We start from the raw sequence: 13,858 nt of genomic DNA on the forward strand, positions 1-13,858 counted from the left end.
CTACTGTGTATTCGATTTTCCAAGACAGATCCTCAGACCCACCAGATAAGCTGAACTGTAACATCTTGCCAAAGATGTAAGAAACGATAAATCACAAAGGAAGCATTGATAAGGTGTTTATTCGGATTGAGCAGACTCACTTTTTCTGTTCTGTTTATCCCCTTAGAATCGTTATCATCTACCCGTTGAGGTCTTGATAAGAATAGGCTCTTTAACAGTTGATTTGAAAAATAATACTTATTAGATTTTTCGCGTTTGTTAATGGGTCATATTCATAAAATTTCTAAACAGATTGTAACATGAGTATAACCGTTGAGAATCTCACCAAGATTTACGGTTCTCAAAAAGCAGTTGATGACATCTCTTTCCAGGTTAAAACCGGAGAAATCCTTGGTTTTCTTGGACCAAATGGTGCCGGTAAAAGCACCACGATGAAAATTATATCCTGTTTTATCAGCCCTACCAAGGGATCCGTACAGCTTGACGGTTTTGATATTAACAAGCATTCTGAAGAGGTGCGAAGACGTATCGGGTATTTGCCGGAAAACAATCCTTTGTACACCGATATGAGCATTTTTGATTACCTGCATATGTCGGCAGCCCTTCAAAATGTATCCGAAAAAGAGATTCCCGACCGCATTAAACAGATGGTTGATGTTTGCGGGCTTGGACCGGAATGCCATAAAAATATCAACGAACTGTCGAAGGGTTTTCGGCAGCGGGTAGGATTGGCACAGGCACTTATTCACGACCCGGATGTATTGATTTTGGATGAACCGACAACCGGCCTCGACCCCAATCAAATCGTGGAGATCCGATCACTGATCAAAGAGATCGGTAAAGAGAAAACGGTGATGCTCAGCTCGCATATCCTCAAAGAGGTAGAGGCAACCTGCGATCGCATACTCATCATCAGCAAAGGAAAGTTGGTTGCAGACGGATCGACAGAGGAATTGAAAGCACGATCTTCCGGAACGAACCGGCTGCTTCTTCAAATAGAGGGCGAAGGTGTGAAAGAGGGGCTGTTGGCTTTAGATTCTGTGGCTCAAGTCACACCGGCAGACGAGCATGGAAAAGGCAGTTGGTTCGTGGATATAAAAACCGGCCGGGATTCACGAAAAGAAATTTTTAGGCTCTGCGTAGATAGAGATTGGGTTTTACTGCAACTTACTCCCATGCAATCAAGCCTCGAGGATGTGTTCCGAAAACTCACCATTCAATCGGAGGACTTATGAAGCATATCTGGACTATTTGCAAACGCGAGGTGAATGCATTTTTCAGTTCTCTAACTGCATACATTATTCTTATCGTATTCCTGGCAGTCAGTGGATTTTTTACATGGCTTGGTGGTTCAGGCGACCTGTTTTTTGTAGGACAGGCATCTCTCAATACATTTTTCGGAATTGCGTTCTGGACGCTCTTCTTTTTCATCCCGGCCATCACCATGCGGATGCTCGCAGAGGAACGTCGATCCGGCACCCTGGAACTACTCGCCACAAAACCTGTGACCGATTTTCAAATAGTGATCGGTAAGTGGCTGGCATCTTGGTTATTGGTGATCATCTCATTGCTTTTCACTCTGCCTTATTATATCACCGTTGCCAACCTTGGAAACATCGATCACGGGGCAACAATTGCCGGTTACGTGGCGCTGATTCTTATTAGCGGTGTGTACACCAGTGTGGGAATTTTTGCATCAAGCCTTACTCAAAACCAGATTGTAGCTCTGATACTGAGTCTTTTTATCGGGGTCTTTTTCCATCTATTATTTGGAATATCTGCATCTGTATTGCCTGACTGGCTCTCAGGTATTGCTGAATTCCTCGATTTGCAGTTCCATTATTCAACCCTCACCCGCGGAGTTATTACACTTGAATCTGTAGTATACATGATCTCTTTGATTCTCATCGGCTTTGTTTTGTCAACAGCATCACTAAGGCGGAGGATGTGGACATGAAGGCATTTGATGGATTTCTAAAAACGAAAAATGAAGGGCTCATTCAAATTGGACTAGTTTTAGGCATTGCCGTTGTCCTCAGTATTTTTGCGAACCACTTGATCTGGCGGGCCGATCTCACAGAAGACAATCGCTATACATTGTCGGGAGCAAGTGAACAGATCGCTGATCAGATTGATGATCCCATTACAGTAACTGCATATTTTTCTGAAGACCTGCCTCCAAACCTGGATCTTCTGAAAGATGAATTCCGCAATTTTTTGGATGAATTTCGAGCATACTCGGGAGGGAATCTTGAATATCGATTTATCAATCCAAACGAAAATGATCGGGCAGAGGCAGAAGCTCAACAGGCAGGCATTCAACCACTGTTGGTAAATGTTCGTGAACGCGACCAGGTTTCACAAAGAAGAGCATACCTCGGGGCTGTTTTTCAATATGAAAATCAGCAGGAAATTTTGCCGGCCATCCAACCCGGCACATCTCTGGAGTACGAAATTGCACTGATCATTCAAAAACTGACGATCGAACGTAAACCAAAAGTCGGTTTTCTACAGGGTCACGGTGAACCCACTCAAGCGGCAATGCCACAAGCTATGAACCAGTTGCAACAACTCTACCAGGTTGTGGATTTGCGTAACGTAGGGTCAAACGGTGTACCGCCAGATATTGAAGTTCTTATGGTGGTTGGCCCGGAAGAACCGTTATCCGATTCTGAACTGCTGGCCATTGACCAATACATTATGAGCGGCGGTAAAGTCGTTTTTGCGATCAACAAAGTGAATGCAAATCTTCAGGCAGGTGGTATAGGGCAGCCGATCCGTTCGAATATTGATCGCCTTCTTGAGTCCTACAATATTCCGGTAAAGACAAATCTCCTGAGAGATGTTAGCAGCACTCAAATACAGGTTCAAACCCAGCAGGGCGGATTTAACGTACTCAATTCGGTTCGCTATCCTTATATCCCTATGATTCCAAATTTTGGAGATCATCCGATCAGCCGGGGAATTGAATCTGTTATCTTTCCATTTGTCTCAACAATTGATGTTACAAGAGCCGAATCAAATCAAACCTTATCTGTCCTCGCTCGAAGTTCGGAACGTGCCGACACCACCCGTCAATTTTTTGCCCTGAGCCCGCAACAGCAATTCACAGCCCGGGATTTTCAGGCTTCATACCTGCCTGTTGCCGCATTGATTGAGGGAAATTTCAGGTCTGCTTTTGCTGAGGATGATTCCATTCAAGCCGAACTCACTTCAAGCAATCCAACCTCCCTGGTAGTTTTTGGAGATGGTGATTTTGTGATCAATGGTACCGGTCAGCAGCAACAAAATATGCCGGAAGATAATATCAATATCTTTGTGAATTCCGTGGATTGGTTGGTGGATGCATCCGGTTTGATGGAGTTGAGAACAAAGGGCGTTACCAGCCGCCCGCTTACACAGGTCAGTGATCAAACCAAAACCGGTTTGAAATACTTAAATGTACTGCTCCCTATTTTTCTCGTAATTGGTTATGGTTTCTACCGATACCGAACAGCTCAATCGAGAAGGCAAAAATGGATTGAGGAGGGAATTTAATCATGACAAATGCTACAAAGACATTATCTGTGATATTTGCCATCTCAATTGTATTACTCCTGCTTCAACTATTACTGGGTGGTACCGGTGAGAGTGATATTCTCCGCGGTGATCTTGTGAGTACGGATCCCTCCCAGGTTAATAGAGTTACATTGAATAACCCCGCCGATACTTCTTTTGTTGAACTTCTGAAAAATGACGGCATATGGCAGGTTCATGCTGAAAACGAAACCTTTGCTGCCGATTCGCAAAAAATTAAAATGGCTTTACGGGAGCTTCAAAATATGGAGATTGAGGCACTGGTAACCCGTGATCCCCAAAAGCACACACGCTACCGGGTGGACAGTACAGGTACCGCTATTACACTTTATAACGGAGACCAGGAGCTGGATCAGGTTATCGCAAGTTCATCACAGTTTCCCGGAAGTGCAGGAGACATCTACGTTCGTATTCCCGGCGAAAACCAGGTGTTTTCTGTCAGTGGATTGAATCGCTCATCCATTCAATCCAATTTTAATAACTGGCGGGATTTGACCGTCTGGAATGTCCCATTAGAATCAATTACTGAAATTCGATTTACTTACCCGGCAGACAGTTCATTTACGATTCAGAACACAAACGGAACCTGGATGGCCGGAACCGATTCTTTGGATCAACAAAAGGCCTCTACTCTTGTGAGCATGCTTGGGCGTTTAAACGCAGCGGGTTATCCACCCGATGGAATTGACTCTTCCACAACCTCCAATCCCATGTACTCTGTTGAGTTCCTGGCAGACAATGGAGAGTCCAAAACACTGAAATTCTATCGATTTATTGAAGCTGAACCAGCCCCATTTTACCTGGTTACCGCCAGCGGGTATCCCTATACTTTTACACTTCCAAAACGGACCTGGGACCAGGGTGTACTTTTGAGCCGAGAAGAATATCTTCAAGAGTAGTTTTTTGGTTTTATAGACGAGTCAAACCTGACAAAAGCGGGCATAAAACTTTCTCTTCATACATTTGATTGAACAAACCCCGCGATTTTTTTGTAAACTTGAGAGAAGGTTTAGGAGTGCAACATGCAGAAAAAGTCCGATTTCGTATTCAAATACCCGCCAAACTTACAAGAACTGGATCTTGCTACGATGGTCAGCATGTACCGCGACCGCGGTGAACCGCGACATGCCGCACCGGGAAAATACCTTGCCTGTGCAGTCACGCATAAGCTCCTGAAAAATGCAAAATGGTGGTTTGGACTCTATTACAGCCAGGCTGCATGGGACAGCCTTCTCACCAAACACTCAGAAGGTTATCCGCTTACAGAGGCCGAACTCAACCTTCTTGGAATTCTTGTTGCATCTGAAGATGAGCCCCCTCACCGCGAATTCGTGGAGAAGAACATCGGGGTCAATGCAAAACTCGCCTACCTGATTGTCAACGACATCCGCCAATTCGGGTTTATCTATGAAGATGAACACGGGTATCTGACCATCACATCTAACGGTGAGAAAGCCTTACAGGGTGTCTGCCGAAGAATCTACGGACGCCGATTTACTCCCGAGATGCTTGAACTTTTTCATACCGACCCCTCCTTTGCCCGAAAAACCGCCTCGGGTGATGATCAGCCTACTCTTTTTTGAGACCCACCCTAAATCCCTCCCAATATAAAAGACATGGTATTTTTTCTTGATTGCAATAAATTATGAGACTTTTTAAACCTTCTTGCCCTAATTAAACTCTGTTTTGACTCGAAAAATACCATGTCTCAATAGCGAAAAGAATCACTAAGAAATGACTCTTTGAAACCTGTATATTTACCTTCCTGTTTAACCAAGAATCTAATTCACAAATAATCACTTTTTCCATTCATGGAAACCTATTTACAGAAAATAATCAGTCAAGCACTTTTAAAACTTGGTTTGTCTGAAGAGCAACTGCCTGACATCAAGATTGAGACGCCAAAAGATCCCACCCACGGAGATGCGGCGACAAACGTAGCCATGGTTTTACCTAAAATTCTGAAAAAGAATCCGCGGGCTATTGCCGAAGAGTTGATTTCTCATCTCGAGTCAGACCCAAAGAAGATTAAGGCGATTGAAATTGCAGGCCCGGGTTTTATCAACTTTCGGTTTGCTGAAGATTACCTGTACGACGAACTGGCTGAAATTCTGAATTCCGGTACAGAATTTGGAAAAACGACCGACAATCAAGGAATCAAATGCCTCGTTGAGTTTGTGAGTGCAAATCCAACCGGACCGTTGACAGTAGGACACGGACGAAATGCTGTTTTGGGAGATACGGTGTCTCGCCTTTTAGAATGGACGGGTGCGGATGTTCAAAGAGAATACTATTTCAACAATGCCGGGCGGCAAATGCGGATGTTGGGACTTAGCGTTCAGGCCCGGTACCTCGAAGAACTTAAACTGGATTCTGAATTTCCGGAGGGTGGTTATGAAGGTGGCTATATCAAAGATATTGCCAAACAACTTTTAGAGGAACATGGCGATAAGTTGGCTGATAAAGAGGATGTAACTTTGTTTAAAGAAAAAGCGGAAACCGTCATATTCGAGGAGATTCAAAATACTCTCGGGCGAATGAATATCGAGATGGATTCCTTTTTCAACGAACATACCCTTTATGAAGATGGCTCGATTGACCAGGTTGTGCAAACATTTAGGGAGAAGGAACTGGCCTATGATAAAGACGGTGCTGTTTGGTTTAAAACCACGGAATTTGGAAAAGACCAGGATACGGTTCTGATCAAAAGCAGCGGTGAGCCGACCTACCGCCTGCCTGATATCGCCTACCACGCAAACAAGCTCGACCGTGGATTTGACCTCTGTATTGATGTTTTTGGTGCTGATCATATCGATACCTACCCGGATGTACTCAGTGGAATTGATGTCTTGGGATATGACAAAGAGAAGGTTGAAGTACTCGTGTACCAGTTTGTCACGCTTGTGAAAGATGGAAAGCCTTTTAAGATGAGTACGCGAAAAGCAAATTTTGTCACTTTAGATGAATTGATGGATGAGGTCGGCGAAGATGTCACACGATTCTTCTTTTTGATGAGATCTCCAAACACCCACCTTGAGTTTGACATCACCACAGCCAAAGAAACTGGAGAAAAGAATCCCGTATTTTATTTGCAGTATGCTCATGCACGTATTCAATCGATCCTTCGAAAGATCGATGAGATTGCCGAATTCATCGATGATATCGATCTTTCCGTTCTCACCCATGAATCAGAAATCACGCTCATCAAAAAATTAATTGCGTTTCCTGAAGCGATTTCACTCGCTGCACAGCATCGTGAACCCCACCGGTTGATAACCTACTTGAATGAATTGGCTTCATCATTTACATCGTTCTACCACGATTGCAGGATCATCGGAGAAGTGGAGGAGATTATGCAGGCCCGAACAGGATTGGCAAAAGCCAGTGCAACTGTACTGGCGAACGGGCTTGGCATTTTAGGAATCGAAGCTCCCGACCGAATGTAGTTAAAACCTGTCAGCGTCTCAACACTCGCGCAAGTTTGTAACTTGTGCGAAAAAATTTTACCCGGTACAAGTTGCAAACTTGCACCAGTTGTGAAATTATTCCACTTGATACAAGTTGCATACTTGTACCAGTTGTGGAGAATCTCACTGGGGTGTAAGCAGGAACAAGAAGTCATCTCCCTTGATCAGCCTTCGGCTAATCATTCCCACTTCGAAGGGGGATTTTACACCGGCTTCAGTTTTGTAAAACAAACAATTCCTTTTGTAAACTGATCTTCCACTTTAAAACCTGATCGCTCAAAGAGTTCATTACTCTCTTCAACCGTCCAGAATTTGAGGCCGCTCCACTCGGCAGAGTTTTGAAACAACCATCCGTACCACGTTTCCGATTTGATGAGATGCATCATGAACATCACTCCGTCGTCTTTCAGAACTCTTTTGCATTCAAATAAAACCTTTAATTCATCTCCCAGTTCGTTCAGCGTTCCTCCCATTGCAATCCCGTCGAAAGTTCTGGCAAAAAAAGGCATCTCTCTTGCGTCGGCCCGGAGTAGCAGAATATCTGTTTGATTGGCTTCTGCTTTTAATCGGGCTTCTTCAAGCATCGCCTCCGCAAAATCGATTGCTACAAGACGACTCTCGGGTTCTGCTTTTTTCAGAGCCCGGGCATACATTGCGGTGGAACAGCCAACATCAAGATAGGCCTTGCCGGGCTGAGGGTTCACCCACTGATTTAACAACTCCTTCTCTTTTTCGATCGGAAATTGCTCACCCGTTAATAATGACAACGACCGAACTCTCCACAAGTCTTCATACACTGATGCCGTTATACTCCATTGATTGGTACTCTGGGCCAACGTGTATTCCTGCTCTTTCGGCAGCAGATCTACGATATTATTCTTGATTTTATATTCATCCCCCTTTCTTGAGCAAACCGTGCCGTTAAACGGTTTTGAAAGGTTTTCTACTTCGGATGGAATAAGGATAGATTCCTGGTCGTAAAGCGGAGAACGTACTTCAAATTTCATGAATTAATCAGATTTGTTGAACACCCTATTTAATACGCAAACAACTTTTCAGAGTTACGAAGTGGTCACTATGAAACATTGTATTTTTTCTTGCTGACTCACAATTTTTAACTCACAAAATATTCTGTCCAGTTACTGAATTTTTCAGTGGTAAGAAAAATACAATGTCTATTTGCATTACTTCTGAACGACAATCGAAATCTGCGCTCCCTTCTCAACACTTAACATCTGTTTTGCATTTCCCTTATTGATAGCAATTTCCAGTTTACCTGAACTGCCGATATATGCTGCCGGTTCGCCATCCGGAACGGCACCGAAGGTGGGAACAATTTCATCCAAAATGGTATTTCCGACATAAATTTTGAGTCGTGCATCTCCAATAGTTTCTTTTATCAAAGAGGAGGGGATATTAGAAACCAGGTTTCCAAATCGATCGATGTGTACAATCCAACCCTGGATACCATCTTTATCGGAAATGGGAATTGCCCATCTGTATGTGACCAACTTTTCGAGTGGATCACCAAGTTCATCAATTGAAACTCCATTGGCAAGATGTGCTGCCACCGGGGCAAAAATATCGCGTCCGTGAAAGGTCGTTGATCGATCTTCGCGCCAGAATTTTTCATTCTCGAGCTTTACGGCCTCGTAGCCAAACTCTTCGCCAATCAATGAAAAGATCCCATTATCAGGCCCGACAAAAAGCTGATCTTTAATTTTAATGGCTACGGGTGTTCTATCGGTACCAACACCCGGGTCAACTACAACCAAGTGAACAGTTCCGGGAGGGAAATAGGGAGCAGAGTTGCGAACCACCCATGCGCCCGCCATTACATCCTGCGGAGGAATCTCATGAGAAATGTCAATGAAGCGGACGTCCGGAATAATATCCAGCATCACCGCTTTCATCACACTTACGTAATGATCCTGGGTTCCAAAGTCGGTTGTAAGTGTAATTATGCGAGACATCGCGAATTTTATGCATAGCTGTTAAGCATCACCGGCATAACGAGCATCAGCATCTGTTCGCCCTCTTCTTCTTCGGCCGGTTTTACAATTCCTGCGCGGTTTGGAGTAGAGAATTCAAATTTGGCTTCATCGCCGTCAACATTACTCAGCACGTCACCCAGGTATTTTGCGTTAAATCCAATTTCCATCTCATCAAAACTGTATTCACAGGAAATTGTTTCTTTCGCCTCGCTGCTCATATCCAGGTCTTCGGCTCGGATTGTTATTTTATCATTTTTAAGCTGCAGGCGAATCTGGCGTGTTGTACTGCTGGAAAAAACAGATACACGACGAACTGTAGCCAACATCTGGTTTTTGTCGATTAGCAAGTTCTTGTCGTTATCTCTCGGGATTACTGATTCGTAATTAGGATACTGTTCATTGATTAATCTTGTGATGACAATAGTACTGCCGCTCTTGAATTGAGCGTGATCATCGGAAACAATAAGATCTGTAGAATCGTCATCCAGTGCTTTCGAGATGAGGCTAAGTGCTTTATCCGGTACAATAAACGAAAGTGGTGTCTCTGAAGTGAAATTTTGATTCACATATTTCACCAACCGGTGACCATCCGTTGCTACAAATTTTGTCTCGTTTTCCCCGATATCAAAATAGACCCCCATCATCGCAGGGCGAAGGTCATCGGTTGAGACGGCAAACATCGTCTTTCCAATTGCATTTTGAAGAAGCTTGGTATCTGTTGAAAGATTTGTACCGCCATCCATATTTGGAATTTCAGGAAATTCATCTGCTTCTTCGCCAACCAGCTTATATTTTCCTTTATCGGTTTTAAATTCCACGTTTTGATCCTCATCCACCTCAAAGAAGACCGGTATATTGGGAAGTTGACGCAGTGTTTCTTGCAGGCGTTTGGCCGGGATCGCTACAGACCCCTCCTCTTCGATATCGGCATCAATGTACTCAATTATTGAGATCTCAAGATCCGTGGCCGTTAGCTTCAATCGGCCATCTTCACTTTCAAACAAAATGGTTTCAAGAATAGGCAGAGTGGCTTTCGTGGGTACAGCTCCAATCACGGCTGAGAGTCCCTGGTTCAGATCGTTACTTGATACATTAAATTTCATACAATTGTCTGGTCAGTTATTAAATGTCAGGTATGGAAAATATCACTTTTTAGTTCCGATTCTCAATTATTCATACATGTTTCAGGAACCATTTCTATTCAGCCTATACTAACAAATCCTGTCTCTTCCTGCAACCGTCAAACAACTGATTTTGCGATATTCGGGCAAGCTTTCACCATCTCTTTTTATATCAATTGTCTTTCGTTAGATTAGTTTCGAAATTCATCTAAACAGCAGACTGATTTATGATTTCATTCTACCTGGTAATGTTTGTTTTGCCTGTTTTGATTATTGTCACTGCGGTTATCCTTGCGAATAAAAAATCACAGCGCAATGGATGAAACACAGTCTCTTTCTATTGCCCTCGATCCTTACGCTATTTCCGCATTTGCAGGGTATCTTCTTTTTTTGATTGGGATTGGAATCTATTCCTCGAGATTCTCCTCAAAAGGAATCAGCGAATATTTCATCGGCGGACGAAAGATGAATCGTTTTGTGGTGGCACTTTCTGCCGTTGTATCGGGACGAAGTGCCTGGCTGTTACTTGGGGTGACCGGGATGGCATATGCCCAGGGCCCCTCGGCAATTTGGGCGGTAGCTGGTTACATCATCGTTGAGTTATTCCTGTTTCTTTACTACGCTCGCAGACTTCGAAACTTTACAGAAAAAAGAAATTGTATTACTGTTCCCGATTTTTTTGCTGATCGGTTCAATGATCAAAATGGATATCTGCGCCTTATGATTGTTGTGATCTTTCTCATATTTATGATTGGCTACGTTTCAGCACAGTTCGTAGCAGGTGGTAAGGCTTTTGCTTCCGGGTTCGGAATGAATCAGGATTTGGGAATTCTGGTTACAGCAATTATTGTACTTGCATATACAATTGTTGGAGGTTTTCTTGCCGTAAGCCTCACCGATATGTTCCAGGCAATACTGATGATCTTCGCTTTGGTTGCCCTCCCGATAATTGCAATTTACGATGCAGGGGGCCTCTCACAATTGCTTATACAACTATCAGAGATGGATATTGCTTATGTCGATCCCTTTGCAATCTCTGTAGGTGCAGCCATTGGGTTTTTAGGAATTGGACTGGGTTCACCCGGCAATCCTCATATCCTTGCCAGGTATATGTCCATCGATGATTCCAAGCAGCTTCGAATTGCTGCTGTTATTGGTACCATTTGGAATGTATTAATGGCATGGGGTGCGGTTTTCATTGGACTTGCCGGCCGTGCATTTTTCCCCGAAGTAGATATGCTCCCAGCAAGCGACACCGAGAATCTGTTTCCATTTTTAGCTCAGCAACATCTCCATCCCATACTTTTTGGTATTGTTCTGGCTTCAATTTTTGCAGCCATTATGTCTACCGCTGATTCCCAATTACTTGTTGCAGCCTCAAGTGTTGTTCGTGATGTGTATGATAAAATCATCAAGAAGAACGAAATCATTCCACAAAAACGTCTTGTTCTTTACAGCCGGTCTGTTGTGTTTCTTTTGGTCGTGCTTTCTCTTCTCTTTGGGTTTCTCGCTGAGGATCTGGTTTTTTGGCTTGTGCTCTTCGCCTGGGCCGGATTGGGAGCATCCATTGGGCCAACTTCCATTCTTGCCCTTTACTGGAAAGGTACCACCCGTGCCGGAGTTTATGCCGGCTTGATTACCGGAACACTCGTAACGATCGCATGGTATTATATCCCGGTCTTGAAAGATTCTTTATACGAATTGATTCCGGGATTTCTTGCCGCACTTCTCGCTACCTGGATCGTAAGCCTGTATACCGAACCGGCTCCTCAGGTTGAACAGGCATTTGAGGATATGAGGGACTCCTAATTGATTAAATAGCGTGAATTCTACATAAGAATCGTGAATATGTCGCTCCCCTCATGCATACCCTCGATACGACGGGGTGTAAGGCGGGGCTAGGGAGGTTTGTGTCCCCTTGAGGGTCCCGAACCGTCGGGACGCCTTTAGGCGGGAGGGGTGTACATCCCCCTGTTCGCTCCGCTCACTTCCCCCTTCAAAGGCACCCCTAAATCCCCTCCTTGGAAAAGGAGGGGGATCTTTTGTCGCGCTTAGGTCACATTTATTTACATTAATCAAACAGGTTTTTGATGAACCCGATGATTCCCTTCTTCTCTTTTTTCTTTTTCTTCTTGCCGGATCTTCCGCCTTCAAGCTGATCGAATGTAGGTCTCGGCAATTCGTGTAGTTTATGTGCAGAGCGTTTTTTCTTCTTGTTGGATCTTCCGCGGCTCTTTCCGCGTCCGCCTCGCTTATTTTTCGATTTAGATTTTTTCCCGCGAGTGGAAAGCTTGTCTTTCACACTCTTAGGCAGCGGTACTTCTTCCGGTGCGTACCCCAGTGATTTGCAAATGGCATTGATATCACTTCGGTCCTGTTTGGATACAAGGCTGATAATTCTTGTGGCTTTTCCATCACCCACCAATTCGGCCCTTAATTTATACTCATTAACATCTTCCGGAACATCATAGTTAATTACGTGATCGGTATGCTCAATTGGAATGTCTGCAGCAGACATCTGTCCAACAATCAGGTGTTGAACATTTCCGGATTTAAAACGTCCGAACCGTTCATCAAATGTACCCTTGTCTGTCTTATCATGAATACTAACGGCCCGCTTGTTACTTTTCCGAAAAATTTTATACAAACGGTCCGCTGTTTTCCTTGATGCAGTAAATATGACAGCGGATGCAGAATCCGGCTTATGATTTTCAATGTGAGCCATTAACGTAGAGATCTTAGATCTGGGCGGTACGTTAATATAATACTGTGTTAAGTCCTTGGTAATTTTTGGCTTTTCTTGCTCCTTGGAAGCAGGCTTCTGCTTCTCTGAACTCTTCGAATCACTCTTCTTTTTTAACGTAACCAGTTCCGGGTCTTTAAGCATCTGATCCTCCGCCTCACGCAGTTCTTTACTGTCTTTAGCGGCCGTAAATATTCGCTGGCAATTTCCGATCACCCGGTTCGAAATCGCCTCAATTGCCGACCAGTCCTCCACAAGTTCAGCCTGGTCTACAATTAATTGCTGAACCTCACGGAAAATAATCCTGCCCTCCTCAAGAACTTCAGAGAAACGCTTGGGTGTAGCAACGATTACAACCGGCCCTTTGGTTAAAGCATTGAGCTGTTCCTTGGGATCACCATCCTCGGTTATACAGGCACTCTCGATGGATGCATGATAGCCGATGGCCCATATCCATTCATCCAGAACCTTGGCACGCTCTTTATCGGCCGTTACAATGACAGCTCGAGTTCCCTGGCGGCGATCCGATTTCGAAATTTCATTCAACATCGAAATCAGGTAACCTACCTCAGGGTCTTCTTCGATGGTTGTATTTATGACAAGATCTTTCTTCTCTTGTACAGCCTTAAAAATTTTCTTTTGTAACGGTGAGGGGCTTTCAAGTTTAACATCATTCAACCCCTTCAAAATATCAGAACTCAGTCGAAATTGATTAAACGACAATGTGGTACCTCTTCAATTTTGATCAACATTTCAATTAACAAATGGCAGCAACCTGCCTTATGGCCGATGATCAAAAAAGAATATTCCTTACGAGAAACTCAGGTTTAAGTAAATGCCCAAAACGTACAATGTCAGACAAAATTCATATCAGATCACATCAAGTAATCCAGTGATCTTTCTCGCCAAATTTGTAAAAAAAATACTCTTCTATCAGCCTTCAAAAATAACTGCCTC

11 protein-coding genes are annotated in these 13,858 nt (G+C 43.8%); 7 read left to right on the forward strand and 4 right to left on the reverse strand.

All coding sequences use genetic code 11. The annotated features are described in order from the left end of the window. Positions 1–299: 299 nt before the first annotated feature. From L6773_RS00795 to argS, 6 genes are all read left to right on the forward strand, one after another. The gene (locus L6773_RS00795; RefSeq protein ID WP_237851931.1) at positions 300–1,235 is read left to right on the forward strand and encodes an ATP-binding cassette domain-containing protein; all 936 of its coding nucleotides are present in this window, start codon (positions 300–302) and stop codon (positions 1,233–1,235) included. After that, positions 1,232–1,957 carry an ABC transporter permease subunit gene (locus L6773_RS00800; RefSeq protein WP_237851932.1) on the forward strand — a complete coding sequence of 242 codons (726 nt, stop codon included), beginning with the start codon at positions 1,232–1,234 and terminating at the stop codon, positions 1,955–1,957. Before L6773_RS00795 ends, L6773_RS00800 begins: the two co-directional genes overlap by 4 nt. Beyond that, positions 1,954–3,537 (forward strand): GldG family protein, encoded by a 1,584-nt coding sequence (locus tag L6773_RS00805; RefSeq protein ID WP_237851933.1) that lies wholly within the window; start codon positions 1,954–1,956, stop codon positions 3,535–3,537. Before L6773_RS00800 ends, L6773_RS00805 begins: the two co-directional genes overlap by 4 nt. Before the next feature lie 2 nt (positions 3,538–3,539). Further along, positions 3,540–4,475: a DUF4340 domain-containing protein gene (locus tag L6773_RS00810; RefSeq protein ID WP_237851934.1), complete on the forward strand. Its 936-nt coding sequence runs from the start codon at positions 3,540–3,542 to the stop codon at positions 4,473–4,475. 123 nt (positions 4,476–4,598) lie between these two features. Beyond that, a complete protein-coding gene (locus L6773_RS00815) occupies positions 4,599–5,159 on the forward strand; it encodes a hypothetical protein (RefSeq protein ID WP_237851935.1) in 561 nt (186 codons plus the stop codon). Between the two features lie 228 nt (positions 5,160–5,387). After that, complete coding sequence (gene argS, locus L6773_RS00820; protein WP_237851936.1) at positions 5,388–7,022, forward strand: arginine--tRNA ligase; 1,635 nt, start codon at positions 5,388–5,390, stop codon at positions 7,020–7,022. Between the two features lie 224 nt (positions 7,023–7,246). Here the strand turns inward: argS and L6773_RS00825 are convergent, their stop codons facing one another. The 3 genes from L6773_RS00825 to dnaN all read right to left on the reverse strand — a co-directional run bounded on the left by L6773_RS00825 (position 7,247) and on the right by dnaN (position 10,140). Beyond that, positions 7,247–8,050: a class I SAM-dependent methyltransferase gene (locus L6773_RS00825; RefSeq protein WP_237851937.1), complete on the reverse strand. Its 804-nt coding sequence runs from the start codon at positions 8,048–8,050 to the stop codon at positions 7,247–7,249. Positions 8,051–8,227: 177 nt separating this feature from the next. Next, entirely contained in the window at positions 8,228–9,016 is a 789-nt protein-coding gene (locus L6773_RS00830; RefSeq protein WP_237851938.1) for an SAM hydrolase/SAM-dependent halogenase family protein, read from the reverse strand. A gap of 8 nt (positions 9,017–9,024) precedes the next feature. Further along, the gene (dnaN, locus tag L6773_RS00835; protein ID WP_237851939.1) at positions 9,025–10,140 is read right to left on the reverse strand and encodes a DNA polymerase III subunit beta; all 1,116 of its coding nucleotides are present in this window, start codon (positions 10,138–10,140) and stop codon (positions 9,025–9,027) included. 333 nt (positions 10,141–10,473) lie between these two features. Here dnaN and L6773_RS00840 point away from each other — a divergent pair, with 333 nt between their 5' ends. Next, positions 10,474–11,967: a sodium/proline symporter gene (locus L6773_RS00840; protein WP_237851940.1), complete on the forward strand. Its 1,494-nt coding sequence runs from the start codon at positions 10,474–10,476 to the stop codon at positions 11,965–11,967. Between the two features lie 262 nt (positions 11,968–12,229). Here the strand turns inward: L6773_RS00840 and L6773_RS00845 are convergent, their stop codons facing one another. Next, entirely contained in the window at positions 12,230–13,624 is a 1,395-nt protein-coding gene (locus L6773_RS00845) for a DEAD/DEAH box helicase (protein WP_237851941.1), read from the reverse strand. Between the last annotated feature and the right edge of the window lie 234 nt (positions 13,625–13,858).

It is taken from the genome of Rhodohalobacter sulfatireducens, assembly GCF_022012475.1.
GTDB lineage: Bacteria > Bacteroidota > Rhodothermia > Balneolales > Balneolaceae > Rhodohalobacter > Rhodohalobacter sulfatireducens.